Here is a 26,418-nt window from a genome sequence, read left to right as displayed (position 1 = left end):
ATATTTCAAGAAAAAATTTGAAAAACCGGAAAATGGGTCAACTCGGATACCTAACAGATGGAGGGGCTTAAGGCCTCTATCTTTTACAAAGGAGGACCATATGATTTTTAAACTGTTTTTGGCTGACTGCACCGGGAATAAGAGCAACGTCTCTTATCCAAATAAGGTCGTAGTTAGCTCAGGAGAGATCCTTAAGGAAGCAGTTTCTAAGGATCATGTCTGTGGGGAATTTACTGGTAGTCGCAGGAGCAATACCAACTTCATCGCGTCAGATGTCATTGTAATGGACTGTGATAATGACAATTCAGAGAATCCGAGTGACTGGATTACGCCAAGTTCATTAGAAGAATCCCTTGCAGATATCGATTTTGCTGCTGTGCCAAGTAGGCACAACATGCTTCCCAAAGGAAACAAAACTGCCAGACCAAGATTTCACATTTACTTCCCTATTAAGGAAGTAAAAGATGCTGATACCTATGCTGGCATGAAAGAAGCCATTCATAAGAAGTATCCGTTCTTTGATGACAACGCTTTGGATGCAGCACGCTTCATCTTTGGAGCTGATGTTGATGAGGACGAGATTACTTGGAATGAAGGCTGGGCTCAGATTGATGACTTTATAACTGTCGAGAATATAGAGCATCAGGAAGAGCATCAGGAAGAGCAAGAATGTGAACCGGATGGAACCATTACAGAAGGTAGCAGGAACAGAACAATGTCTCGCTATGCAGGAAGGCTTGTCACAAGATTCGGAGCGTCGGAAAAAGCTCATGAGTTATTCCTTGAGAGGGCCAAGAAGTGTATTCCGCCTCTCGAAGATGAGGAGCTATCCACTATCTGGAACAGCGCATGCAAGTTTGCTAAGAAGGTTCAGTCCCAGGAAGGGTATGTACCACCAGAGGAGTTTAACAACGACTTTGCAGGTGGAGCAGCTCTTAAACCGGATGACTATTCCGACATTGGCGAGGCGAAGGTACTGGTTAGGGAGTACGGGAATGAGCTCATATTCTCAAATGCCACCGATTACATGAGATTTGATGGAGATCTGTGGGTTGAGAATAAGCAGCTTGCTGTTGGAGCTATGGAGGAGTTTCTTGATCTGCAGCTTCAGGATGCAAGGGATGAGGTCGAGGAATCAAAACAGGCGCTAATTGATCTTGGCATATCTAAGGAAGCAGTTGATGCCGGAGGAAAGACGCTGGAAAAGTGTGTAGATACGAAAACAATGGCTGCCTTTTTTAGATTTCTTGCAGCTCAGGCATACCTGAAGTTCGTCATGAAGAGAAGAGACTTTAAGTACATCCAATCAGGTCTTAATACCGCAAAGCCTATGGTGACAGTTGATATCGCTGACCTGGACAAGAACGAGTTCCTTCTTAATACACCGGTTGCTACCTATGACGTAAGGAAAGGTACTGAAGGTGTTCAACCTCATGATCCGAGAGACCTCATCACGAAGATGACCGAAGTGGCTCCGGGAGATAGGGGAGCCGAGATTTGGAAAGAGTGCCTTGACCTCATTTTCTGTAACGACCAGGAGCTCATTAATTATGTGCAGCTCAACGTCGGTATGGCTGTTGTCGGAAAAGTCTACGCAGAGCAAATGATCATCGCATACGGAGGCGGTGCGAATGGAAAGAGCACCTTCTGGAATACCATCTCGAGAGTTCTTGGAACCTACTCAGGAAAGCTATCTGCAGAAACCCTGACTACAGGCTGCAAGAGAAACGTAAAGCCTGAGATGGCTGAGCTTAAGGGCAAACGCCTCATCATTGCATCAGAGATGGAAGAGGGCATGAGGCTTAATACCGCTGTAGTAAAGCAGCTTTGCTCAACTGATGAGATATTCGCGGAAAAGAAGTACAAGGAACCGTTCAAGTTCACTCCTAGTCATACGTTGGTGCTATATACCAACCACCTGCCAAAGGTGGGAGCCAATGATGATGGTATCTGGAGAAGGCTTAAGGTCATTCCCTTTAATGCTCATATCGTAGGAAACAGTGACATCAAAAATTATGCGGACTACCTATTTGAAAATGCGGGTCCGGCCATCATGACATGGATCCTCGAAGGTGCTAAGAAGGCAATCGATTGTGGATTCAAAGTCGAAGAGCCCGCCTGTGTTAAAGAGGCTGTTGAGAGATACAGACAGGATAATGACTGGCTGGGGCAGTTCCTCAATGACTGCTGTGAGATCGGGAAGGACTACGAAGAGAAGTCCGGAGCCCTTTATCAGCAGTACAGGGCTTATTGCATTACAACCGGTGAGTACACAAGGTCTACAAGTGATTTTTATTCGTCTATGGACAAGCTTGGATTTTTAAGACACAGAAAGACACAAGGTGTTGTTGTGCAGGGCGTGAAGCTCAAAGAAGGAAATGATTTCATTTGAGTATTTCTTGAATGAAGGTCGTGTAGGTAATTACCTAAACTTTTTTCATTTTTAAGAATGCCTTATTTAAGCCATTTATGTAGGTCATGTACCTCTTGTGTAAAAAGTCCCTATATAGGGATTTTTAAGTCAAAAAAAAGCATATAGAGAGGTTTACGAATAGAGGTTCATGACCTACATTATTCAATTTTTTGATGGGAGGTCTGGCATGCGTGAAAAAGAAGTTGAAAAGCAGCTAATAACTGATGTCAAAAAGCGTGGTGGCATTTGTGTAAAGTGGGCGTCTGGTTGGAATGGCGCTCCGGACCGCCTTGTTTTTCTACCTGATGGGAAGTTTGGGATGGTGGAAGTTAAGGCACCAGGCCGTAAGCCAAGAAAGCTTCAGGTTAGTAGGCATCAGAAATTAAAGAACTTAGGACAAAAAGTGTTTGTTTTAGACAATACAGAGCAAATCGGAGGAATTCTTGATGAGATACAAACCACATGATTACCAGTCTTATGCGACTGAGTTTATTGTTAACAATCCTATATCAGCCATTCTTCTTGATATGGGACTTGGAAAGACAGCAATTACCTTGGATGCAGTATCACAGCTTATCGCAGATGAAGAAGTAAAGAAAGTTCTGATAGTCGCACCTCTTAGAGTAGCAAGAAATACCTGGAGTTCAGAAATCGAGAAGTGGGAGAACTTCAGCCACCTAACTTACAGCAAGATTATTGGATCTCCTGCTGAGAGGATGAGAGCCATAAAAACAAAAGCGGATATTTACATCACAAACCGTGAGAACCTGCAGTGGCTTATCGAAAAGTCAGATACCGTCTTTGACTATGACATGGTAGTTCTTGATGAGCTTAGTAGTTACAAAAATGGAAGCGCTAAGCGTGTTAGAGCCTTCATGTATGTAAGACCTAAGGTCAAGAGAGTTGTTGGCCTTACCGGTACACCTTCCAGCAATGGCCTGATGGACTTGTTTTCAGAATACAGATGCCTTGATATGGGAAAGCGCCTCGGAAGATTTATCACTCAGTACAGAACTATGTATTTCAGGCCCGGGAGATGCAATGGCCAGGTTGTTTATGAGTGGATCCCGCTCCCGGATTCAGAAGGACTTATCTACGAGAGGATATCTGATATCACAATTTCAATGAAGGCCAAGGACCACCTTAAGATGCCTGAGCTTGTATCTGTAAGGTATCCGGTAAAAATGACACCTTATGAGAGAGCTTTGTACGACAGCTTTCAGGAGGATTACATAATTCCTGATAGCGAAAAGAATGGTGAGATCACTGCAGCAAATGCAGCAGCTCTTTCAGGGAAGCTCTGCCAGATGGCAAATGGTGCTGTCTACACAGATGATCAGGGATTATTTCACCTTCATGATGCAAAACTTGATGCTTTGGAGGACCTGATCGAAGCAGCAAATGGAAAGCCGGTCCTTGTAGCGTACTGGTACAAGCATGACTATGACAGAATCTGTAAAAGGCTGCAGCAGATCAAGGTACCTTTCCAAAAGATTGATAGCGACAAGAGTATAGCTGATTTTAATGCCGGAAAGATACCTGTGGCCTTGATTCATCCCGCGTCAGCAGGACATGGTCTCAATATTCAACAGGGCTCAAATATCCTTATATGGTTTGGCCTTACCTGGTCCTTGGAGCTCTATCAGCAGACGGTAGCTCGTCTTTGGAGGCAAGGACAGACAGAAGGCACAGTAATCGTGCAGCACATTTGCTGTGAAGGAACAATCGATGAGGATATCATGGAGGCTTTGGAACATAAGGAGATGACTCAAAACAAACTGATAGATGCTGTAAAAGCCAGGATTGGGGGAAAGCATGAAGGAGATAAATGATAAGGCTTTTCTGGATTTAGCGAATGCCGTAATCCTGCTTGCAGTAAGCGATTACAGAAAAGCCTGTAAGCAGTTGAAGAAAGCTTCAAAGAACACGAATGCCCAATATGAAAAGAGTCAATGTCTTAGGTTCTTTAGGTCTGAGTGGTTCGGTGTTCTTACAACTGTTGATGGGGAGCAGCTTATAAAAAGATTAGATGCGGAGGAGTGTGTATGACTACAAAAGAATACTTGTCGAGGGCTTATTACTTGGATATGAGGATCCGAAGTAAAGCAATGCAGATAGCTGAGCTTGAGACCTTGGCCACAAAGGTATCAGCAGCTCTTAGTCCAATAAAGGTTCAGACATCCAAGGATAATCACAAGATGGAAAGTACTGTCATTAAGATGCATGAATATCAGGAAGAGCTTGATAATGATATGAAAAAACTTATACAGGTTAAGCGTGAGACAAAGGAGATTATTGATACCGTATCCAATGATGAATACAGAGTTTTATTGGAACTTCGGTATCTTTCATCAATGCGCTGGGAGGAGATTGCTGTTGAAATGAATTACAGCATTGATCACGTATTTCGCCTTCACAGAAGAGCACTTAAAGCTGTTAAATTACCCGCAGCATAAACATGACAGTAAATACCATAAAAAGACAGTAAGACATTATGATATAGTTAAAGTGGAAAAAATGATAAGAGCCTCAGAGGACAACACCTCTGGGGCTTTTTACGTGGAGGAAGCAATGCCGTACAAACCAAAGCACCCATGCATGCACCCTGGTTGTCCTAACCTTTGTGATGGGAAGTACTGTGATGATCATATAAAGATGCACCCGAACAGTGACAGGAAGAGTGCAGCGCAGCGTGGCTACGGAAGTAGATGGCAGAGGGCACGAAGAAGGTTCCTGGACAGACCAGAGAACTTCTTCTGCAAGGAATGTAAGAAGGAAGGTGTTTTTACAAGGGCAACGGTTGTGGATCATATTACACCGCACCGAGGTGACAAAGAACTTTTCTGGGATGAGAGCAACTGGCAGCCGCTTTGTAAAAAACATCATGACCAAAAAACATGGACTGAAGATAAGTGTCCTGAGTACAAATACTGATGGGGAGGGGCGGTCTAAATCTCATTTTGAGATCCCCTCGGAGACCGGGCCGGACCCTCACGTGCAAAAATCGCGAAATCAAACGGGGTATTAACCCGGGTAAAAAATAGGAGATACGAAAATGGCTAAAGACGGCACAGCCAGAGGCGGTGCACGCATTGGCAGTGGCCGCAAGTCGAAGGCTTTAACTGAAAAAATAGAGACCGGGAATCCAGGAGGAAGAAAACTTAAGGTGATACAGCTCCCCAAGGGCTCAGACCTTAAGGGAGAAGATATTCCGGATCCCAAAGAATACTTAAACGCCATGCAGAAAAACGGAGAACTGTTAGGCGCTGATGAGATATTTAAAAACACTTGGAAATGGATAAAGGAAAGAGGCTGCGATCAGCTTATAAGCACGCAGCTCATTGAGCAATATGCCATGAGCGTTGCGCGGTGGATTCAATGTGAGCAGGCTATATCCGAATATGGCTTCCTTGCTAAGCATCCTACTACCGGAGCTGCTTGCGCATCACCCTATGTTCAGATGTCGCAGGCTTATATGAAGCAGATCAATTCTGTTTGGTATCAGATTTTCCAGGTGGTTAAAGAAAATTGCAGTGAAGATTTTGTGGGCACTCCGCAGGATGACATGATGGAGATGCTCCTAAGAAAGAGAAAAGGATAAATACATGACAGAGAAATCAGAGTTTTTAAAAGCTCTTAAGAAGAAAAAGAACAAGATGTCCATTCAGGAATATAGGACATTAAAGGGGCAGGCACTTAAGGGCGATGTTAATGCTGCCAGCAAAGGCATGAACAAGGTGATGAGAAGGAGGGGACTTCGTTGAGCAGAACTACTACAGAAATGAAAATGGTTGAGACTGCCAAGCTCATCCCATATATCAATAACGCAAGAACCCATTCACCGGAGCAGATCAATAAGCTGCGTGGATCCTTACGTGAGTTCGGTTTCATCAATCCGGTTATTATTGATGCTAACTACAATGTCATAGCCGGTCATGGGAGACTCATGGCTGCAAAGGAAGAGGGCATCACTGAGGTGCCCTGTGTATTTGTGGACTATCTTACTGAAGCTCAGAAGAAAGCTTATATCCTGGCGGATAACAGATACGCTCAGGATGCAGGCTGGGATGAGCAGATGTTAAAAGCTGAGATTGAAGCATTGGAAGGTATGGACTTCGATGTTTCTCTCACCGGCTTTAACGAAGATGAGATTTCAGATCTGTTTGCTGATGAGAATAAGTCGGATGTAGAAGATGATGACTTTGACCTTTCAGAAGCTCTTGAGGAAGCCGCATTCGTAGAGAGAGGAGATGTATGGATTGTAGGTCGTCACAGACTTATGTGCGGTGATGCAACATCCCCGGAAGATGTAGAACTTCTTATGGATGGGAAGAAAGCAAACCTTGTTGTTACTGATCCTCCTTACAATGTAGCTTTTGAAAGCTCAGATGGATTATCGATAAAAAACGATAAGATGGAGAATGATAAGTTTTATGAGTTTCTCCTTGCTGCATTTAAAAATATGGCCGAGCATCTTGAGAAAGGTGGCTCGGCTTATGTATTTCATGCAGATACAGAAGGTCTTAATTTCAGGAAGGCATTCATTGATGCGGGCTTCCATTTATCAGGCTGCTGCATATGGGTAAAGAACTCATTAGTGCTTGGTAGGTCAGACTACCAGTGGCAGCACGAGCCGGTGCTTTACGGATTTTTGCAGAATGGCAAACATTACTGGAGCAGCAAGGCCGGAAGGTCTCAGACAACGATCTGGAACTTTGATAAGCCTAAGAAAAATAAGAACCATCCGACATCAAAGCCGTTGGACCTTCTTGCGTATCCTATTGGAAATTCCAGTCAGGAGAATGCAATTGTTATTGATACCTTTGGCGGATCAGGCTCAACACTTATGACCTGTGAAAAGACAAATCGTATCTGTCATACCATGGAGCTTGATGAGAAATACGCATCCGTTATTCTTCGCCGCTATGTTGAAGATACAGGCGATGCGGATAACGTATATGTATATAGGAACGGAGAGAAGCTCATGTATAACGACCTCGTTAAAGAGCTTGATCTTGGTGCGTAATATACCAATAATACGAACCTAAATTTGTACAGTTTATCTGCACATATAAGTTGCTATTACTTTCCTACAGAGTGATATATGTAGTACCAAAACAAAGGAGGAAAGTAGCATGGAACTTACATTTAGCAAAGAAACAAAGAAACTTATGGTAAAGGCAATCGAGGAAGCAACCGGAGAAAAGGCAAAGTACCTTGGAGTTCCTTCCTGCGCTTACCAGATCGGAGACTACAGAGTGGAGAGAGACGGAACCCTTAAATGGGAAGACTGCAAGGATACAGAAGAGAGCAGCAAGGTTATAGAGGCCTGCATAGAAGCAACAGGGATTACACCTGAGGGAATAGAGCAGGAAGAGCAAGCAGAAGAGAATTCCTACGGACTTGCATTTGAGATTCCCACCGACAAGGTGAACATTGATAACCTAAAGAGGATCCTTACTGCAAAGGGGAAACTTATAATGAAGGCCCTTGGAGTGGAAACACTTGAACTTGAAGCCACCGAGGATAAGGTCACATTTCCTTGGTTCGAAAGAATCGATCCGGAAAAGGCCATGATTTATAGCAACTTCATCGCAGCCCTTTGCGAGATGAGCATAAAGCAAACAAGGATAAGCGCAAAAGAGACTGAAGTACCAAATGAGAAATACGCCTTCAGATGCTTCCTTCTAAGGCTCGGGTTCATCGGGGATGCATACAAGAAAGACAGAAAAGTTCTTCTGGGGAACCTTGATGGCAACTCAGCATTCAGACAGCCCAAGGGAGGTGACGAAGTATGAACTTCCCAAGCGCAAATACAGTAAAAAGAATAAAAGAAGAATATCCGGAAGGGACCAGAGTTGAGCTGGTCCACATGGATGACCCTTATACAAAGATTTCGGAAGGAACAAGGGGAACAGTTCAGGTGGTTGATGATACCGGAACTATTCATGTGAAATGGGATAACGGAAGCAGCCTTGGAATAGTTTATGGAGAGGATTCCTGCAGGAAGATATAAGTGTAATCTACACAACACATTCTGCACATCTTTGGTGTATGTACACGTTGATACATATTCCTAGTAGAGCGAATATACAATCAACAAAACCAAAGGAGGTCAGGAACATGACAAAGAGAGAACAGGAAGAATACAGAAGGCTTTTCAAAGAAGGAACCATCGGGGTGCCTTTTGGGAAGAAAGAAACAAAGATCGTACACTGGTGGGCAAAGGTTTACGACGAGGGCAGCGAATACGGAATAAACGAGGGTCGCATTTCAAAGCTTTCCATGAAGATTGACGGGAAGACAACGCTTTCCTACGACAGAGGCTGGGACATAGAGCCGGATGAAAACGACGAAGCAACGATGATAGCTTACAGCATCATCCTTCAGGAATACAACTAAAGAAAAAGCACCAGAGGCCGGAAGGCCTTTTGGTCGTATATGGGGACCGGGAGGTCCTATTTTTGTGCAAGGAAATAATATGGCTAAGAAAAAACTAAAGTTTGAGCCTACGAAATTTATGGCCAAGGGGTCATATTATGACAAGGAGCAAGCAGATTATGTAGTTAATTTTATACAGTGCCTGTGCCATACAAAAGGCAAATGGGCAGGAAAACCGTTCATGCTTCTCCCTTGGCAGGAGGAAATAATAAGAAATATCTTTGGGATCCTTAAGCCAAATGGAAAGAGGCAGTTCACTACAGCATATGTAGAAATACCAAAGAAGAACGGTAAATCAGAACTGGCAGCGGCTGTGGCTTTATACCTTCTATTCGGGGATGGAGAAGCTTCACCCGAAGTTTATGGTGCTGCCGCAGATAGGCAGCAGGCCAGTATCGTATTTGATGTAGGGAGGGTTATGTGTGAACTTACACCGGCCCTTGAAAAGCGTAGCAAGATAAAAGGTGCTACCAAGAGAATAGATAACATATATAACAATGGATTCTACCAAGTGCTATCAGCAGAAGTAGGAACCAAGCATGGCCTTAACGTGAGCGGCTTGGTTCTGGACGAGGTACATGCTCAGCCAAATAGAAATTTATACGATGTTCTGACAAAAGGATCTGGTGATGCCAGAGAGCAGCCTTTATACTTTCTGATCACAACAGCCGGTAATGATACAAACAGCATATGCTATGAGCTTCATCAGAAGGCTATGGATATCATTGAGGGAAGGAAAACAGACCCGACATTCTATCCAGTAATTTACGGAGCAGGGGAAGATGAAGATTGGACTGACCCGGAGGTATGGAAGAAAGCGAACCCATCCCTCGGAGAGACAATACAGATGGAGAAGGTTGTAGCTGCCTGCGAATCAGCGAAGCAGAATCCCGCTGAGGAGAATAGCTTCAGACAGCTACGCTTAAATCAGTGGGTAAAGCAGGCAATAAGGTGGATGCCCATGGATAAGTGGGATGCCTGTGCATTTCCTGTTAATGAAGATGATCTTGAAGGTAGAGTTTGCTACGGAGGCCTTGACCTATCAAGTACTACTGACCTTACAGCATTTTGCTTGGTATTTCCTCCGGAAGATGAAAATGATAAATACTATGTGCTTCCGTATTTTTGGCTTCCTGAAGAGACCTTGGATCTTCGTGTTAAGAGGGATCATGTGAATTATGACCTTTGGGAGAAACAAGGATACATCCAAACTACGGAAGGTAATGTTGTTCATTATGGATATATAGAAAAGTTCATAGAAAAACTTGGAGAAAAGTTCAACATCAGAGAAATCGGATTTGATAGGTGGGGAGCAACGCAAATGACTCAGGACTTGGAGGATATGGGATTTACTGTAGTTCCATTCGGTCAGGGATTTAAAGATATGAGTCCACCCACAAAGGAGCTTATGAAGCTTACCCTTGAACAGAGGATAGCTCATGGAGGACACCCGGTTCTTAGATGGAACATGGATAATATTTTTATCAGGCAGGATCCTGCTGGAAATATTAAAGCTGATAAAGAGAAGTCTACGGAAAAGATCGATGGTGCAGTGGCAACTATCATGGCCCTGGATAGGGCGATTCGATGTGGACTTGCTTCAGGAGAGAGCGTCTACGACAGCAGAGGGCTCATTGTTTTTTGATAATATAATACACAGTTAGTCCTTCTTATCTTTGGTAGTAATACACGTGGATATATGTGCTTATAAGAGCGAATATACACATACCAAAAGACAAGGAGGAAATAAGAATGAAACCTACAACAGAAAACGCGCTTAATGCTTGGGCGGAACTTGCATTTAAGAACATGAGAACAGATTCAGCAGTAAACGACCTGCTTGAGAAGATTGCAGGAAGCAAATACCTGACAAGCGAAGAGGACGACGATCCGATTTGGACCACAATTCAAAACCTCACAAACGCGGAACGACGCAGATTCTTAAAAGGCTGCGAGAGAATAAAAGAGGCAGAAGCAGCAAGGTAAAAGCAGGAAGGGCATCCGGATGGATGCCTTTTTAGCAATATACTACACAATCAATCCTCGCAATGTCTGGTGGTTATACACGTTGATACATACCTCTTTCAGAGCGAATATGTACCTACCAAAACAAAAGGAGGACTTAAAAATGAGGATTGAAGAACTTGATAAGGCAGCTGAGATAGGAGCAAAGTACCAGGACGTAGGAATTAACCCAACCTTCGGAGCAGCATACTTTTACAGCAGGACCGCAGGAAACCGCCTGATCAACTTTGCAGAGGTCATTTGGGACAGAGACATTGATGAGATCATTGAGAACTGCAGAAGATACGGAATAAAGGATTTCACTATTTCCTCAACATTCTCAGGGCTTCTTGAGACCATCGCAGAGTTTGAAAAACGCGGCTGCCGCATGGTAAGGCTTATCGAGATCAATTCAAACATTGAAGATTGGAAGGCCGCACTTGAGGGAGAACATAAAAAGGAAGTTATTCCAGCACTCCTCATGAGACTGGATAGAGAATAAGAACTAAGGACAAGGGCATCGCTTCGGCGGTGCTTTTTGCGTGTATTGAAAAACCCCTTTAGAATTATTAGATAAATAATACTTTGAAGGGAGAATAAGATGGATTTAAAGGACATGAAAGACCTTGTTGTAGCTTATGATGCTATCGAGAAGGTTGCTGACGCAGTTGAGATATTATGTGGAGAAAAGCCTGCAGGAGGAGCTTTGGATGATTTAAACGGGATAGTATCCGTAATAATAAGAAATTCATATTATTATGACCACAAAGAGGATCCGGATCATACAAGAACGTACAAGATTCTTGATGATACCAAGCTTTCTGCAGAAGAAAGAGCAAAGAAACTAATAGGAATTAACTAAAAAGGATAAGGCATCGCTTCGGCGGTGCTTTTTTCATGCAATGAAAGGTGGCATTATGATCATTCTTTCAATTATAGGTTTCCTGATAATTCGGGAAGCATTAAATCAGATGGAGGAAATGAATTGAACTTAATAACAATGCTCTTTAAATCAAGAGCACCGACAAACAGAACTTCAGGATCAGCCTATAACTTTTTTATGGGGCCATCAGCAGCGGGTAAAAGGGTAAATGAGAGGACAGCGATGCAGACATCAGCAGTGTATGCCTGCGTAAGAGTTATCTCGGAATCTGTTGCGAGCCTTCCACTTCATCTATACAGGTATACGGATGGCGGTGGAAAAGAAAAAGCTATAGACCATCCCTTATATCATCTTTTGCACGATGAGCCAAATCCTGAAATGACTGCATACTCATTCTTTGAAGCTGCCCTCACGCACATGCTGCTGTGGGGGAATTTTTATGCCCAGATCATAAGAAATGGTAAGGGTGAAGTTATGGCCCTTTATCCACTAATGCCTGATCGCATGAACGTGGACAGAGATGAAAAGGGAAGGCTTTACTACGAATATCAGCTTACAAGTGATGATCCGGTAAAGAAGAAAGACACTACAGTGATACTTAAACCGGAGGATGTACTTCATGTACCGGGCTTATCCTTTGACGGACTTGTAGGTTACAGTCCTATTGCTATGGCCAGAAATGCTATAGGCCTTGGAATAGCAGCCGAGGAGTATGGTAGTAAGTTCTATGCTAACGGAGCTGCTCCGAGCGGCGTACTTGAACATCCCGGAACACTAAAGGATCCATCAAAGGTAAGGGAGAGCTGGACGCAGACATTTGGCGGAAGTTCAAATTCGAATAAGGTTGCTGTTCTGGAAGAAGGTATGAAATACACGCCTATATCCATTAACCCAGCGGAAGCTCAGTTCCTTGATACAAGGAAGTTCCAGGTAACAGAGATTTGCAGGATATTCAGGGTGCCGCCTCATATGGTTGCTGACCTTGATAAGTCGAGCTTTTCCAACATAGAACAGCAGTCGCTTGAGTATGTTCAGTATACGCTTAGGCCTTGGCTTACAAGACTTGAACAGGCAATGAAAAGAAGACTCTTTTCCGAGGAGGAAAAGAAGTCTTATTTTTTTAGGTTCAATGTAGATGGCCTTCTTCGCGGAGATTACCAGTCAAGGATGAATGGTTATGCCGTAGCAAGACAGAATGGCTGGATGAGTGCAAATGACATAAGGGAGTTAGAGGATCTGGACCGTATTCCTGAAGAGCTTGGAGGAGATTTATACCTCATAAATGGAAACATGACAAAGCTTGAGGATGCAGGTCTTTTTGCTAATAAAGAAAAGGAGGAATCTGATGAAGAACAAGAAGTTCTGGAACTGGATGAACCAGGAACAGAAGGAAAATCAGGAGGAAGTCCCGGTAGGGCGAGTCCTCTCCATAAACGGAACCATAGCTGAAGAGTCGTGGTTTGATGATGATGTTACGCCAAAGCTCTTTAAGGATGAGCTTATGGGAGGCGAGGGTGATGTAACGCTCTGGATTAACTCTCCCGGAGGTGACTGCGTTGCAGCAGCGCAGATTTACAACATGCTTTCTGAGTATCCGGGAAAGATAACGGTAAAGATTGACGGACTTGCAGCTTCCGCAGCATCGGTCATAGCGATGGCTGGTGATGAGGTTTTGATGAGTCCCGTATCAATGATGATGATTCACAACCCTGCGACCATTGCATTTGGTGATCATGCTGAGATGCAGAAAGCCATAGATATGCTTGGTGAAGTTAAGGAGAGCATCATCAATGCCTATGTTATTAAGACAGGGCAGTCGAGAGCAAAGCTGTCACACCTTATGGATGCTGAAACATGGATGGATGCAACAAAAGCTGTAGAGCTTGGCTTTGCTGATGGAGTTATTGAAAAGAATAGTGAAAACGCTGATGAGAGCACTGGGTCAAGAAACTCGGTGCTCTTTTCACGTAGTGCGGTAAATAACGCACTCGTAAATAAGCTCACGAAGAAATTCGGTGAGAAAAAGCAGGAGCTTTCTGATGCAGCAAGTATTCCTGCACCGGAAGGCGTTTCTTCAAAAGAAATGAGAACACGTCTTGAAACTATTGAAAAGCTTATTTGATCAGGAGGAAAACAAAATGAAGCTTAATGAGATGATTAAAAACAGAGCAGAGATGCTTGGCACAATGAGAGAGTTCCTTGATTCACATGAGGACAAGGACGGAAACCTTACTGCAGATGATGCAGCCACATACGCAAAGATGGAGGCGGAATTTGATGCTCTCACTGATTCTATTAAGAGAGAGCAGAGAGCTGCAGACAGAGAAGCGGAGCTGAACAAGCCCGTAAACACACCCATTATTGGTAAGCCTTTTGTGGGGGATAAGGAAGAGAAAAAGACAGGACGCGCTTCCAACGAGTATAAGGAGGCAATGCTTACTGCTCTTAGAACAAACTTCAGACAGGTATCAAACGTACTCCAGGAGGGTGTTGATGCCGATGGCGGATATCTTGTTCCCGAGGAGTACGACAAGAGACTCATTGATGTTCTTGAGGAAGAGAATATCATGAGAGGTCTTGCTACCAAGATTACTACATCCGGTGAGCACAAGATCAATATCGCTGCTACAAAGCCTGCTGCAGCATGGATCGAGGAAGGCGGAGCACTCACATTCGGTGATGCTACATTCGATCAGATCTTCCTTGATGCATTTAAGCTCCACGTAGCAATCAAGGTAACCGAGGAGCTTCTTTATGATAGCGCTTTCGGCCTTGAGAACTACATCATTACACAGTTCGGAAGAGCCCTTGGAAATGCAGAGGAGGATGCATTCCTCAACGGCGACGGAAAGGGTAAGCCTATCGGTATCTTCAATAAGGATAAGGGCGGTCATGTGCTCAATACCCTTACAGCAGATATTAAGGCTGATGATATTCTTGACCTCATTTATGGCCTGAAGAGACCTTACAGAAAGAAGGCTTCCTTCATTCTTAATGATGGAACACTCGCTCAGCTTAGAAAGCTCAAGGACAACAACGGAGCTTATATCTGGCAGCCTTCTTACCAGGCAGGTGAGCCTGACAGGATCCTTGGCTATGAGGCACATACGTCTGCCTTTGCACCTGAGACAGCAATTGCCTTTGGTGATTACAGCTACTACAACATCGGTGACCGCGGCTCTCGTTCTTTCTCTACTTTAAGAGAGCTCTTTGCTGGTAACGGCATGATCGGTTATGTAGCTAAGGAGAGAGTGGATGGAAAGATCATCCTTCCTGAAGCTGTTCAGATCACACACCTTAAGGGTTGGAAAGCTCCTACCGCTAATAACGGTTGATGATTCATTTACGGGATGTCCTTAGTGGGCATCCCTTTTTAAGAGGTTTCTATGGATATCAATTTGGAAGAAGTAAAGACATACCTGAGAGTTGATCATGGCGATGAGGATGAGCTTATTGGGGGACTTATAGAAAGCGCCAAGGAAATGGTACTTGATGTCATAAGAACAGAAGAAGTGCCAGAGTCAGGGAATGGAACAGTGAGAACAGCAGTCCTATATACAGTTGCTTATCTCTATGAACATAGGGAGGAAGCTGATCACCATGACCTTATGTTGTCACTTCGTAGTCTTCTTATGGGAGTCAGAAAGGCAGGTTTTTAATGGATATCTCAAGATTATCGGAAAAGATACTGGTTCAGAAAAAGACCATAACTGAGGACGATATCGGGAATCATCAGGAAATGTGGGAGGATTACCACTACTTTTTCTGTCATGTATCGGACATGCCACAGGGCGGGGGAAACGGTGATGAGACATCTGCTGCCGGGCAGACACTTGAGGAACCGATAATAACTTTCACTGTAAGATACAGCAAGGATGCAGCTGCAGTAAAGTCTACCGGCTTTCGAGTAATATTCCATGATGATTTCTACAACATAGTTTCTGTAGACCACATGAACTATGACCATAAGAGCATCAAGCTTAGATGTAGGAAGGTGTGGAGATGAGCGAGACGGTAAAGATAGGAGAGCTTTCATCAAAGATTATGGCGGGCCTTAAGGAATACGAGAAGCTTGCCACTCAGGATATGAAAAGTGCTGTGAAAAAAGCTGGGCAGACAGCCCGGAAAGAGATAGCTGCAACAGCTCCTACTGACACAGGAAGGTATGCAAAAAGCTGGACGGTGAAAAAGACTAAGGAAACAGGAACTTCTATGGAAGTGACGGTTCATTCTAGGAACAGATACCGAATAGCACACCTTCTCGAGCATGGCCATGCAAAAAGAGGTGGCGGAAAAGTAGCAGCAAGACCTCACATTGGAAAGGCAGAACAGAAAGCAGTTAAGGAATTTGAAAGAGATATCGAAAAGGCTCTGAAGGGATAAAAAATGAATGCCATTTTAAAAATCTTAAGGCGGCTGGGTTTTCCTTTTGCATATGACCATTTTGCAGAAGGAGAAGGACCAGATCCGCCTTTTGTTATTTACAGATGTGAAGGAACAGATAACTTTTCAGCAGATGATGAGGCCTATTATCCGGTGGATGAAATGGCTGTTGTTCTTTATACGGATAAAAAGGACCTAAAGACAGAAAAGAAACTGGAAGACCAGCTTACAAAAGCTGGAATCTTCTTTGAAAAGTACGAGCTGTTTATAGACAGCGAAAAGCTATATGAAGTTACCTACTCTTTTGAGCAGGGTAAAGATTAAGGAGGCTAATATGGGCAACAAGGTAAAATTTGGCTTAAAGAACGTATTTTACGCTCTTGCCACAATAGCTGAGGATAACTCAGCAACATATTCTGCTCCGGTAAGATGGCCGGGTGCAGTTAATTTATCAATGGATCCCGCAGGTGAGCAGACAAAGTTTTTTGCAGATGATGTCAGCTTTTACACCACAGTAGGTAATGCTGGCTATACCGGATCATTTGAAAGTGCACTTGTTCCGGATTCATTCAGGAAAGATGTTCTTGGCGAAGTGGAAGATGGTAACGGAGTTCTTATTGAGGATTCTGATGCAACACCGGTTCACTTCGCTCTTATTTTTGAATTTACAGGAGATGCATCCCAGGTAAAGCATGTGCTTTATAACTGTACTGCTGCAAGACCTTCTGTTGGATCAAAGACAAGAGAAGAGTCAGTTGATGTACAGACTGAGTCGATAAACCTCACCTCATCTGCAATCTACGATAAGACTCTTCAGAAGAACATCATCAAAGCTAAGTGCGGTGATAAGACTTCTAAAGCATATGCTGGATGGAGCACAGATGTATACCTTCCTGCAGCAATTACCGAAGGAGGCAAGGGTAAGTCATGAGAAAAACAGTAAAGGTTGGAGATATTGTAGTGGAGTTTTGCGCTAACGGCGCAACTCCACTTAGATATAAGCAGGTCTTTCATAAGGACCTTTTAAAATTCTTTGATAATGCTTCAAAGGAAGGCGTGGATGATGCCTTTGCCACAGAGACAGTTATGGAGCTTTCATTCATTATGGCAATGCAGGCAAAGGGCGGTGACCTTTCAAAACTCACAGAAGAGGAGTATTACGAGTGGCTCTCACAGTTTGAAGCAAATGATATTCCTCAGAATGCATCGGATATCATCGATGTATATATGGGTAATACCAAAACAGATTCAGAGCTAAAAAAAGAGAGCGCCCCACAAGCAGATGCATGAACACTGCAATCTACCTTCTTAGGGTAGTACAGATGGGGCTTTCTCTATCTGAGCTTGATAACCTCGATATCGGTATGGTGTTTGATATGATAACTGAAAACGCCAATGATCATGAGGAATATGACCTTCTCCCTACGCAGGAGGATTTCGACAGATTCTGATGAAAGCCTTTTGCAAATGAGTTAAAATATTTTTGCAGGCTTATGCGTGCAAAAAGGAGAACGGTATGGATAAAGGGGTTAAAAAAATAGTGTTTACTGGAGAGTCGGGGTTCGGGAGACTTGAAGATGCCTACACTGAAAGACTTTCCATTACGGAAAAAGGTGTGAGCTATACATATACACCAAGAGTTCACTATGATATGAATCTGCCAAGGAAGTGGAAATACACCACTGATAACTTCAGGTATAAAAGACTTTTTTATGAGCTTTCTGAAATGATCCAGGATTATAAGGATAAAGTGGTTGAGGACCTGGTCGATGTAGGTGCTCTTGAAATACAGGTTGTTTTCGAAGATGGAACAAGCTGGAAAAGAGAGTTTTATATTGAACCATTCTTTAGTCCAGACGGAGATGGTTTTTTACAGATGTTTGAGATTATAAATAAATTCGTTCCTCAAAGTGAAGAATATCCAAGGTTCTCTGATTTAGAGGATTATGAAGAGGACGAGGATGAGGAAGACGAAGAGGAGTAATAAAGGTAAGTTAGTAAGGCATCAGACTAAAAAGTCTGGTGCTTTTTTAGTGCATTAAAAGGAGCATGTATGGCAGACAGAATAAAAGGTATTACAGTCGAGATTGGAGGTGATACCACAAAGCTCTCAAAAGCACTTGAGAGTGTAAACAAAAGCATAAGAACTACCCAGGGGTGCCTTACGGATGTCAATAAGCTCCTTAAGATGGACCCTGGGAATTTGGAGCTTCTTTCACAGAAGCAGTCGTATCTGTCAAAAGCGATAGCGGATACAGAAGAAAAGCTAAAGGCTGAGAAAGAAGCCTATGAACAGCTTAAGAATACAGATGGCTTTGATAAGAATTCTGATCAGGCAAAGAACCTGAGAAGAGAAATTGAAGCTACTACAATAAAGCTCAATGAACTAAAGGATGCTGTGGGATCACTTGATTCCTCGGCATCCTCTTTTAGTGCTATGGGTGAAAAAATGAAGGCCCTTGGGGATAGCCTCAAGGATTCCGGTGAAAAGATAAAAGCAACTGGCGACAAGATAAAAGATGTTGGCGGAGATCTTACAAAGAAGGTAACTACACCGATACTTGGACTTGGAGCAGCTGCAGCAAAAAGCGCTATTGATTTTGAGGATGCTTTCACCGGAGTAAAAAAGACAGTGGATGAAACAGCAACTACATCATATGAAGATTTGTCAAAAGCTATCCAGGAGATGGCTACGGTTACAGCTTCTTCTCAGGCGGAGATTGCAGGAGTAATGGAAGCAGCCGGTCAGCTCGGTGTAGGTGCTGATAACATAGTAGATTTTACCAAAACGATGATCATGCTGGGCGATACAACAAACCTGTCAGCTGATGAAGCTGCAACAGCACTCGCCCGGTTTGCAAATATAACAGGAACATCACTTGATGATGTTGATAGGCTTGGATCCGTAATAGTTGATCTTGGTAACAACTATGCAACGACTGAGTCTGAAATAGTAAATATGGCGACAAGACTTGCTTCCGCGGGAACAATAGCGGGACTTTCTGAAACAGAAATCCTTGGACTATCTGCAGCAATGACATCTGTAGGTATAAATGCTGAGGCCGGTGGTACAGCAATGAGCCAGACGCTTACAACTATATCTAAGGCAGTAGAACTTGCAGGAACTGCTGGTGATGAAAATGGTAAGTGGGCAGCATCACTTCAGACTATCGCAGATATCACAGGATATACAGCAGAAGGATTCCAGGAGCTTTGGAAGCAGGAAGGTGGCGCAGGAGAACTAACGGAAGAGTTTATAAGAGCTCTTGGTGTTATGGGTGAGAACGGAGAGTCAGCACTTGTAGCACTTGATGATCTTGGTATGACAGGTATCAGGCAGTCAAACATGCTTCAGTCACTTGCTCTTGCTTATGATATGACAGGTCAGGCTGTTAATACAGCAAACACAGCTTTTTCAGAGAATACAGCACTTTCTGCTGAGGCTGAGAAAAGATATGGAACAACTGCATCGCAGATTGAGCAGCTTAAGAGTGGCTTTGTAAATGTGGGTATTAGTTTTGGACAGATACTCCTTCCTTACCTGCAGCAGGGAATTGGATTCTTACAGGACCTTGCAGCAAAGATGCAGGCTCTTTCACCTGAGCAGCAGAGCATGATCGTGCATATTGCAGCGATTGCAGCTGCGGTAGGTCCGATCTTAGTTGTTATAGGAACTGTGATATCGAGTATTGGCGGAATAGTATCTGCCATAGGAACGGTTATCTCAGTTGGAGGAACACTTATTGGTGCGATAGGAGCTCTTTCACCGCCAATGCTTATTGTGGCTGGTGTAGTAGGAGCTCTTATTTTAGTTGGAGTGGCCCTATATAAGAACTGGGACACTATAAAAGCAAAGGCACAGGAACTTGGTGCAAAGCTCTCTGAGAAGTGGAATGCAATAAAGACATCAACAAAACAGGCTTTTGATAACGTGAAGGAGAGCGTATCAGGTGCTATGAACAGTGTAAAAGAGAAGTGTTCAAATGCCTGGGATAACGTAAAGAGTGCAACTTCTACAGCACAGAACCTTATCGCCAGTGTGGTTAAGGGAAAGCTCAATGAAGTAAAAAGTGCTTATGAATCACATGGTGGTGGTATCAAAGGAACCGCTGCTGCCATCTGGACTGTTATGACTGAAAAGTACAGAACCGGATTCCAGGTGATAAATACTCTTTCACATGGAAAGCTTTCTGAACTGACGAATAAGTTTAAGGATCAGCTTGGGCAAATACCTCAGAAAGCTCAGGAAGCACTTGAGAGTGCGAGACAGAAGTTTAATGAAAAGTTGGAGGCAGTAAAGACACTTGTTAGTAATGCGCTTAATGCTGTTAGCGGATTCTTTAAGAACCTGCACCTGGAGCTTCCACAGATAAAGACACCGCACTTTAAGTTTACTAACTGGTCTCCAAATCCTGTTGACTGGGTATCAAAGGGAATGCCTGGAATAGAGATTGAGTGGTACAAGAAGGCTATGGGAAATGGAATGATCCTTAATGGCCCTACAATCTTTGGATATTCAGGCGGTAAGCTTCTTGGAGGTGGAGAAGCTGGAAGTGAAACAGTTGTTGGAACAGCATCACTTATGGCGATGATTCAAAAAGCTACAGGCGGTGGAATTAATCCTGCTGATATTTATGATGCAGTAAGGGAAGGCGCTTCTAACGCAGAGATCATTATAAATCTTGATAATAGAGAAATGGGCAGGAGCCTTAGAAAGATGGGAGTGGTGTTTGCATGATCGAAGTTAAATATGTCAACTCAGAAGGAAAGACTTTTATTCTTTCTTCAGAAGGCGAGAGGCTAAGACTTCGAAAGGGAAATTTACATAAGTATTCTTGGGTGGCTGAGACTATCGAATACAAGTATGGTGACCAGGTTCAGGACTTTACTAAGCAGGCGATTTCATATGATTTGGAATTCATAGTGAGAGGAAATCCTTTGGAGCGAAAGGAATGCCTTAAGAATTTTCATAATGCATCTGAGCATGACATTATGGTGAATGAAAGAGGAAAGCTTTGGTTTGGAGAATACTCTATAGAATGTTTTATACTTGCATCTGATACTCAGCCGGATGAGAAAAATGACAATGTTACTATCAATTCCGTGACAGCATATTGCCCATATCCGTTCTGGATGAGAGAGACAGTTCTATCGTTTATGAGTCATGGAAAAAATGGACTTATGGACGCCTATGATTATGCCTTTGATTATGGCGATTTTGATTATGGAGTAGAAGGATATCGTGCTTTTACAGGAATTGATTCAACAGTTCCTCTAGAATTTAGGCTTATCGTATATGGCCCTGTTTCGGATCCTCAAATAGTTATAAACGGGCACCTTTATGAAGTTGATGTGGATATTGCTCAGTACGGCTATCTTACAATCTCTTCCTTAGAAAAATCTGATCAGGAGAAGTCGTGTATTCTTACATATCCATCAGGTAAGAGCATAAGTGTCCTAAACGCGAGAAACCGCGATAGTTATATTTTTAAGCCTATAACAAGCGGAGAATTAAATGTTTCATCTGAGCAGGAGGTGAAGTTTGACCTAGTTATTATTGAAAGAAGGAGTGAGCCGCTATGGATCTGATATATGGGAATGTTAAAGACGGGAAAATTGAAGATATTGGAATCCTTAGCAATTATACGTTAGATCTTTCATTTGGGAAAAACGATAATGATTTCTCTTTGGTAGTGCCTGATGAGGCAACCCGCCTTTATGAAGATCAGGTGATATACGTTGAAGGAACTGAGTTCGGTGGAATAATAGACCACATCGAAGTGGATACTGAAAAAAGAAGGCTGACATATAGCGGACGGACATGGCATGGGATACTAGAGAATAAGGTCATGTATCCATTTGCCAGTGATGACTATCTTTACTATAACGGTGAGGCCAATACCGTTATTGCTCAGATTCTGGAAAGACTTAACCTTTCACCAGGAAAAGCAAATGAACTGATGAAAGCACCTAAGGCTGGTGTGATCAAGGCATCCAAGGAGAACTCCGGTATTAGAATTTCCGGCTATAGGGTGAGCAGTGAAAGTGGAAATTATGCTAAGGGATATTCTCTTATTAGGGATATGCTTAGTGAGTTTGATGCTAAACCTCTAATAATTGACGGGGTGATAAAAGCTGTTCCATTAGTGGATTATTCTAATGATTATGACTTTCTTGCGCAGACTGATCAGTTCAGGGCAAAGCGAAAGTATAACTCGCTGAATCATTTGCATTGCATGGGAGTGGGAGAGTTATCGAACCGCTATACGATTGATATTTTTCTGGATAGTGGGGGAGGGATTCTTCCTTATGCGAGGTCAAACCCAATTTATGACAGTGACTACTATTCGGACTTATCAAAGTTGAAGAGATCAACTAACGCAGAGGACAAGAAGAACTATAAATTGCTCTTAGACAATATGATCACTGGTGTAAATGAGATTGCTGACATTTATGATTATAAGAGTGCAGGAATTGTTGATCATTATGTGCCGCAGACAAGTAAACCGTCTGATTGGCAGACTATGTATCCTGAAGATAAGAAGTATGGCTTTCAGAAATATTATGTGATCAATGATGAGAAAACGGATCAGAACGAAGCAACATATAAAGAAGTAAGTGATCCGGGGAAAGCTATAAGATATGACCTTTTGCTTTCATCCCCACAGGATTGGCAACATGTATTTACCGATTATTATGAAATAAAGAACGGGAAGTATGAAAAGCTAACTAAGGGTGATGTGTATCATCCACTTTCTGCAGCTCCTTCTGATTGGAATGTAAATTATGCCCGGTATTACGAAATGAGCGGATCAAGTTATGTGCATCCGACTCTTGTAGATACGCTTGCACCGCTTACTTCAGCACCGGGAGACTGGGAGAATACTTACGGGAATTATTACTATTCCAACGGAACTAAGGTTAATGGGGTGTGGCAGGGTGAGCAATACTTTTATACAACGTCACAGCCACCAGACTGGGGGACGAGCTATAGTAGTTATTATTTTGATTACTCTACTGGAACAGTGATAGAAAAACGTTCTGTTCAAGGTGTTCCCAGAGACGTATATGTGAAGATGACCATAAAACCTTCAGATTGGAATACGAACTGGAAATATTACTATAAGAACAAGACAGTAAACAAAAAGACGAAGAAATATCAGCTTTCAGAACTCTATAAGAAAAAGCCTAAGTGGAAAGCAAATACTTTCTTTAGGAAAGACACGGTGTATGATGCACCGCCATGGCAGGCTGGAAAATACTATTGGAAAAAGAGCGCAGGTACATATGCTCCGGCATTTGTAGCGGGCTCTTTTTTCTATGCAACAAAAGCAGTTCCGTCTTTTAAGGCTGGGAAATACTACGAGAAAGGTGACTATCCATATTGGAGCAGCGGGAAATATTACAAGGCGGTTGAGTATCAGCTCTTTCCAACGTGGGCAAAGGGTGCATTCTTTACTAAGGTTGAAGATCACTATGCCGCTTTAGTAGAGGGCGCTCTTAAAAAGATAGCTGAATACCAGGAAAAGGATGAGCTTGGAATAGAGCTTAAGGATGGTAGAGAGTACGACATCAATGATATTGTCGGAGCTTCTGACGAAGTTACCGGCCTCTCCGCCAAAGCACGTGTGATTCAAAAGACAGTAAAAATAAAAAGAGGCATTACTACAATCACGTATGATGTCGGATAGGAGGAGAAATGGTAGAACTTGTAACTGGACATAGAGGTAAACCTCATGTAACAGCGCTGCAGGCAGCAAGAAATAATGCAGGTATTCTGGGAAATTCAAAAAGTGTTGTTTTCTTTGAGGCAGACGGGAAATTCGAAATGACGGTGATGGATGGATTGAGAATGAAACTTAGTGAAGGATGTGGTTATGCTGGAGGCAGATTTTTTGAGATTACAGAACCTATTTATCTGCAGGCTGATACTCTTGAAAACTCATCTTATTACAGGCGTGACAGGATAGTACTTCTTATCATAGAAAACAATATAACTGGTGAGGAGAGAGCAGAATTCAGGTATCTGCAAGGGAATGAGGAAGGCCCCGATCCGACGAGGATATCAATCCCTGAAAATCCTACTGAAACTGAGAATGAGAATGATAAAGTTCTTAGATGTTTTTCAATTGCTTCGTTATTTACAAGAGCAACACAGTTTTCTGCTGTGTATAGGGAGTTCTATAGTTTTTCGGGGGCCTATGAGCTTCAAAAGGATCTGGAAAGTACTAAAAAAGACATTGATTCTATAAAACAGTCTTTTCAGGATGGCTGTAAGAAGATAGCAAAAGCATGTACCAACAAGGGCGTTTCTACAGCCGATAATGCAAGCCCTGATACCATAGTGACTAATATTGGTAAAGTATATGATAAAGGCAAAGCGGATGGAAAAGTGAAATGGAAAGCAGAGAATTTGACTATTACTACAGATTCTTCCGTGGCTTTACCGGCAGAAAGAGCTACATCCTGCACAATAACGATGGTAGAGTACAATGGCTCACAAGCTAATATATTATGTCCTGGACCGGTTGGTACTCTTGGAAATAAAGGAGATAGTGTGACTTTTAATCCGATACAAAAAGGTGGAAAAGTTGTGACTATCGTAAGGACAGGAGCACAAAAGCCTATAAAGTGTTCATATTCAATGACTTACGAGTGATAGGAGGAAATATGAATTTTACGACAGAACAGGCAATACTTGTTATATGCGGACTTATAGGCGCGGCTATAACGCTTATAACGCTGATAGAAAAAATAGCATCAATAATAACTCTTGCAAAGGGCCCAATAGCAGATCTTGATAAAAGGATAAGTGCTCTGGAGCATAAAACTGATCATTATGAGCATTTTTTTAATAATGATAAGCGTAGGATTGAATATCTTGAGCGGACAATGTCCGTTACGATAAGAGCGCAGTTTGCTCTTGTAAGGCATGCAATTAATGGTAATGATATCGATCAGTGTCGGGCAGTAGAGAAGGAGCTTCAGGAATTTTTATCAAACCAGGGACAGGAAAGAGGGTGGATTCCTTATGGTGAAAAAACTGAATAAGAACAGATGGCTGTGGGAGTTTTCAAAGAGAGTGGTGCTAATATGCACTGCTCTTTTTGTTATTGGGGATGTTTATTCGATGGCGGTAATGCTTCTTTATGAAAACTTCGATAGCCTGGGTACTTTTATTGATTGCAATACGCAGGTTCTTCGGGACTGCGTTTTTGCATATATGGTCAAGAGTGGCCTAGAAAACATTTTCAAAATCAGAGGAGGAAATGAAGAATGAGAGATTTTGTAACGAGGGTAACATCAAGAAAGTTTTTACTGTGTTTTGCAGCGTTTTTGGCATCTATCGGTGCAAGTGTGGCAGGTATCCAGAGTGGGAATAATACCGTTACTGCAATAGGCACAGTTTGTTCTGTTCTTTCCGCTGCCATTTATGCAGCATGTGAAGCTTATGTTGATGCTTCCGGGAAGGAGGGAAAATGAGTTATACAGCAGAAGAGTTTCTGCAGAAGATAAAGCCCTTTGTAATTGCTGATGCAAAAAGTACCGGTATACTGGCTTCTCTTACTGCGGCGCAGGCTTTCATTGAGAGTAACAGGGGAAACAGCGGGCTGACCGTTAAGGCAAACAATTTATTTGGAATTAAAGGCAACTACAACGGCCAGAGTATTACCATGAATACAAAGGAGTATGTGAACGGTAAGTACATTACTATAGCAGCCCCGTTCAGGAAATATCCTTCATGGAAAGAATCAATAGCTGATCATTCAGCGCTGTTCCTTCGATCTAAGAGATACAGTAATCTCGTTGGATGCCGGGATTACAGAACCGCTTGCCAGAATGTATATAAAGACGGATATGCTACTGGTAAGGATTACGATAAGACACTTATAAAAACAATCGAAAAATATGGGCTTTTTGTATGGGATAGTGAGACAGGAGATGTCATTGAAAATCCATACAAAGAGCCCTTATTCAATGTTAAGACTGGAATGAAAGGTGATTCAGTCAAATGGGTCCAGGCTCAGCTGCGTACTAAAGGTTACAGCCTTGCAATCGATGGCGATTTCGGATATAAGACAAAAGCTGCAGTGGTACAGTTCCAAAAGGCAGTAGGCCTTGATCCGGATGGGATTGTTGGAGTGCTTACACGTAACAAACTTAAATAGTACATTAGGAAATAGCTTGCTGTTATATTGTGACATCTGTGTAATGTTTATAGGACAGCAGATTTGATAAGCTGTAATTCCTGCTGACGGCCGTCTGAAGGGAACAAGCTTTTTTTTATTTAAGG

The 26,418-nt window shown here is 42.8% G+C and carries 35 protein-coding genes; all 35 read left to right on the top strand.

The genetic code is table 11. The features are described 5' to 3' along the window. The first annotated feature begins 100 nt into the window (after positions 1 to 100). Positions 101 to 2,392 carry a phage/plasmid primase, P4 family gene (locus tag G596_RS0111030; RefSeq protein WP_022761906.1) on the top strand — a complete coding sequence of 764 codons (2,292 nt, stop codon included), beginning with the start codon at positions 101 to 103 and terminating at the stop codon, positions 2,390 to 2,392. A 208-nt stretch (positions 2,393 to 2,600) separates the two neighbouring features. Then, positions 2,601 to 2,879, top strand: coding sequence for a VRR-NUC domain-containing protein (locus G596_RS0111025; protein ID WP_022761905.1), 279 nt, complete (start codon positions 2,601 to 2,603; stop codon positions 2,877 to 2,879). Beyond that, entirely contained in the window at positions 2,860 to 4,245 is a 1,386-nt protein-coding gene (locus G596_RS0111020) for a DEAD/DEAH box helicase (protein WP_022761904.1), read from the top strand. Before G596_RS0111025 ends, G596_RS0111020 begins: the two co-directional genes overlap by 20 nt. Further along, positions 4,229 to 4,462 carry a hypothetical protein gene (locus G596_RS0111015; protein ID WP_022761903.1) on the top strand — a complete coding sequence of 78 codons (234 nt, stop codon included), beginning with the start codon at positions 4,229 to 4,231 and terminating at the stop codon, positions 4,460 to 4,462. The genes G596_RS0111020 and G596_RS0111015 overlap by 17 nt, the downstream gene beginning before the upstream one ends. Continuing rightward, entirely contained in the window at positions 4,459 to 4,869 is a 411-nt protein-coding gene (locus G596_RS0111010) for a DUF1492 domain-containing protein (RefSeq protein WP_022761902.1), read from the top strand. The genes G596_RS0111015 and G596_RS0111010 overlap by 4 nt, the downstream gene beginning before the upstream one ends. Before the next feature lie 115 nt (positions 4,870 to 4,984). After that, positions 4,985 to 5,347, top strand: a complete 363-nt coding sequence (locus tag G596_RS0111005) for an HNH endonuclease signature motif containing protein (protein ID WP_022761901.1) — start codon at positions 4,985 to 4,987, stop codon at positions 5,345 to 5,347. Between the two features lie 121 nt (positions 5,348 to 5,468). Beyond that, positions 5,469 to 6,014 carry a P27 family phage terminase small subunit gene (locus tag G596_RS0111000; RefSeq protein WP_022761900.1) on the top strand — a complete coding sequence of 182 codons (546 nt, stop codon included), beginning with the start codon at positions 5,469 to 5,471 and terminating at the stop codon, positions 6,012 to 6,014. A gap of 4 nt (positions 6,015 to 6,018) precedes the next feature. Continuing rightward, a complete protein-coding gene (locus tag G596_RS25235; protein ID WP_022761899.1) occupies positions 6,019 to 6,177 on the top strand; it encodes a hypothetical protein in 159 nt (52 codons plus the stop codon). Continuing rightward, on the top strand, positions 6,174 to 7,439 hold the full coding sequence (locus G596_RS0110990; protein ID WP_022761898.1) for a site-specific DNA-methyltransferase: 1,266 nt from the start codon (positions 6,174 to 6,176) through the stop codon (positions 7,437 to 7,439). Before G596_RS25235 ends, G596_RS0110990 begins: the two co-directional genes overlap by 4 nt. 109 nt (positions 7,440 to 7,548) lie before the next feature. Further along, positions 7,549 to 8,211, top strand: coding sequence for a hypothetical protein (locus tag G596_RS0110985; protein WP_022761897.1), 663 nt, complete (start codon positions 7,549 to 7,551; stop codon positions 8,209 to 8,211). Beyond that, positions 8,208 to 8,429, top strand: coding sequence for a DUF4314 domain-containing protein (locus tag G596_RS0110980; RefSeq protein ID WP_022761896.1), 222 nt, complete (start codon positions 8,208 to 8,210; stop codon positions 8,427 to 8,429). The genes G596_RS0110985 and G596_RS0110980 overlap by 4 nt, the downstream gene beginning before the upstream one ends. Before the next feature lie 107 nt (positions 8,430 to 8,536). Then, complete coding sequence (locus G596_RS0110975) at positions 8,537 to 8,815, top strand: DUF7678 domain-containing protein (RefSeq protein WP_022761895.1); 279 nt, start codon at positions 8,537 to 8,539, stop codon at positions 8,813 to 8,815. Between the two features lie 79 nt (positions 8,816 to 8,894). Continuing rightward, on the top strand, positions 8,895 to 10,499 hold the full coding sequence (locus G596_RS0110970; protein WP_022761894.1) for a terminase large subunit: 1,605 nt from the start codon (positions 8,895 to 8,897) through the stop codon (positions 10,497 to 10,499). A gap of 107 nt (positions 10,500 to 10,606) precedes the next feature. Continuing rightward, on the top strand, positions 10,607 to 10,840 hold the full coding sequence (locus G596_RS0110965) for a hypothetical protein (RefSeq protein WP_022761893.1): 234 nt from the start codon (positions 10,607 to 10,609) through the stop codon (positions 10,838 to 10,840). 142 nt (positions 10,841 to 10,982) lie between these two features. After that, positions 10,983 to 11,360 carry a DUF7698 family protein gene (locus G596_RS0110960; protein WP_022761892.1) on the top strand — a complete coding sequence of 126 codons (378 nt, stop codon included), beginning with the start codon at positions 10,983 to 10,985 and terminating at the stop codon, positions 11,358 to 11,360. A gap of 99 nt (positions 11,361 to 11,459) precedes the next feature. Continuing rightward, entirely contained in the window at positions 11,460 to 11,720 is a 261-nt protein-coding gene (locus G596_RS0110955) for a hypothetical protein (RefSeq protein ID WP_022761891.1), read from the top strand. A 123-nt stretch (positions 11,721 to 11,843) separates the two neighbouring features. Further along, positions 11,844 to 13,190, top strand: a complete 1,347-nt coding sequence (locus G596_RS0110950) for a phage portal protein (RefSeq protein WP_026671299.1) — start codon at positions 11,844 to 11,846, stop codon at positions 13,188 to 13,190. Then, a complete protein-coding gene (locus tag G596_RS21860; RefSeq protein WP_081646727.1) occupies positions 13,087 to 13,863 on the top strand; it encodes a head maturation protease, ClpP-related in 777 nt (258 codons plus the stop codon). Before G596_RS0110950 ends, G596_RS21860 begins: the two co-directional genes overlap by 104 nt. 16 nt (positions 13,864 to 13,879) lie before the next feature. Continuing rightward, the gene (locus G596_RS0110940) at positions 13,880 to 15,076 is read left to right on the top strand and encodes a phage major capsid protein (protein ID WP_022761888.1); all 1,197 of its coding nucleotides are present in this window, start codon (positions 13,880 to 13,882) and stop codon (positions 15,074 to 15,076) included. Between the two features lie 51 nt (positions 15,077 to 15,127). Then, a complete protein-coding gene (locus G596_RS0110935; protein ID WP_022761887.1) occupies positions 15,128 to 15,400 on the top strand; it encodes a head-tail connector protein in 273 nt (90 codons plus the stop codon). Next, positions 15,400 to 15,747: a phage head closure protein gene (locus G596_RS0110930; RefSeq protein ID WP_022761886.1), complete on the top strand. Its 348-nt coding sequence runs from the start codon at positions 15,400 to 15,402 to the stop codon at positions 15,745 to 15,747. Before G596_RS0110935 ends, G596_RS0110930 begins: the two co-directional genes overlap by 1 nt. After that, a complete protein-coding gene (locus G596_RS0110925; RefSeq protein ID WP_022761885.1) occupies positions 15,744 to 16,124 on the top strand; it encodes an HK97 gp10 family phage protein in 381 nt (126 codons plus the stop codon). The genes G596_RS0110930 and G596_RS0110925 overlap by 4 nt, the downstream gene beginning before the upstream one ends. Positions 16,125 to 16,127: 3 nt before the next feature. Further along, entirely contained in the window at positions 16,128 to 16,448 is a 321-nt protein-coding gene (locus G596_RS0110920) for a hypothetical protein (protein WP_022761884.1), read from the top strand. Between the two features lie 10 nt (positions 16,449 to 16,458). Continuing rightward, a complete protein-coding gene (locus G596_RS0110915) occupies positions 16,459 to 17,055 on the top strand; it encodes a major tail protein (protein WP_022761883.1) in 597 nt (198 codons plus the stop codon). Beyond that, a complete protein-coding gene (locus tag G596_RS0110910; protein WP_022761882.1) occupies positions 17,052 to 17,414 on the top strand; it encodes a hypothetical protein in 363 nt (120 codons plus the stop codon). Before G596_RS0110915 ends, G596_RS0110910 begins: the two co-directional genes overlap by 4 nt. Continuing rightward, positions 17,411 to 17,575 (top strand): hypothetical protein, encoded by a 165-nt coding sequence (locus G596_RS25230; RefSeq protein WP_022761881.1) that lies wholly within the window; start codon positions 17,411 to 17,413, stop codon positions 17,573 to 17,575. Before G596_RS0110910 ends, G596_RS25230 begins: the two co-directional genes overlap by 4 nt. A gap of 65 nt (positions 17,576 to 17,640) precedes the next feature. Next, complete coding sequence (locus tag G596_RS0110900) at positions 17,641 to 18,108, top strand: hypothetical protein (RefSeq protein ID WP_022761880.1); 468 nt, start codon at positions 17,641 to 17,643, stop codon at positions 18,106 to 18,108. A 69-nt stretch (positions 18,109 to 18,177) separates the two neighbouring features. Then, positions 18,178 to 20,862: a phage tail tape measure protein gene (locus tag G596_RS23825; RefSeq protein WP_022761879.1), complete on the top strand. Its 2,685-nt coding sequence runs from the start codon at positions 18,178 to 18,180 to the stop codon at positions 20,860 to 20,862. Continuing rightward, positions 20,859 to 21,713: a hypothetical protein gene (locus G596_RS0110890; RefSeq protein WP_022761878.1), complete on the top strand. Its 855-nt coding sequence runs from the start codon at positions 20,859 to 20,861 to the stop codon at positions 21,711 to 21,713. Before G596_RS23825 ends, G596_RS0110890 begins: the two co-directional genes overlap by 4 nt. Next, positions 21,704 to 23,815, top strand: a complete 2,112-nt coding sequence (locus G596_RS0110885; RefSeq protein WP_022761877.1) for a Gp37-like protein — start codon at positions 21,704 to 21,706, stop codon at positions 23,813 to 23,815. The genes G596_RS0110890 and G596_RS0110885 overlap by 10 nt, the downstream gene beginning before the upstream one ends. A gap of 8 nt (positions 23,816 to 23,823) precedes the next feature. Then, the gene (locus G596_RS0110880; protein WP_022761876.1) at positions 23,824 to 24,783 is read left to right on the top strand and encodes a hypothetical protein; all 960 of its coding nucleotides are present in this window, start codon (positions 23,824 to 23,826) and stop codon (positions 24,781 to 24,783) included. A gap of 11 nt (positions 24,784 to 24,794) precedes the next feature. Then, the gene (locus G596_RS0110875; protein ID WP_022761875.1) at positions 24,795 to 25,175 is read left to right on the top strand and encodes a hypothetical protein; all 381 of its coding nucleotides are present in this window, start codon (positions 24,795 to 24,797) and stop codon (positions 25,173 to 25,175) included. Next, the gene (locus G596_RS0110870) at positions 25,156 to 25,404 is read left to right on the top strand and encodes a hypothetical protein (RefSeq protein ID WP_022761874.1); all 249 of its coding nucleotides are present in this window, start codon (positions 25,156 to 25,158) and stop codon (positions 25,402 to 25,404) included. The genes G596_RS0110875 and G596_RS0110870 overlap by 20 nt, the downstream gene beginning before the upstream one ends. Further along, positions 25,401 to 25,607 (top strand): hypothetical protein, encoded by a 207-nt coding sequence (locus G596_RS0110865; RefSeq protein WP_022761873.1) that lies wholly within the window; start codon positions 25,401 to 25,403, stop codon positions 25,605 to 25,607. The genes G596_RS0110870 and G596_RS0110865 overlap by 4 nt, the downstream gene beginning before the upstream one ends. Next, complete coding sequence (locus G596_RS21850) at positions 25,604 to 26,293, top strand: glucosaminidase domain-containing protein (RefSeq protein WP_022761872.1); 690 nt, start codon at positions 25,604 to 25,606, stop codon at positions 26,291 to 26,293. The genes G596_RS0110865 and G596_RS21850 overlap by 4 nt, the downstream gene beginning before the upstream one ends. Positions 26,294 to 26,418: the final 125 nt, after the last annotated feature.

Source organism: Butyrivibrio sp. AD3002 (genome assembly GCF_000420905.1).
In the GTDB taxonomy this organism is placed as follows: domain Bacteria; phylum Bacillota; class Clostridia; order Lachnospirales; family Lachnospiraceae; genus Butyrivibrio.
Note: the sequence above shows the minus strand (reverse complement) of the source record. Positions and strands in the feature narration are given on the sequence as shown.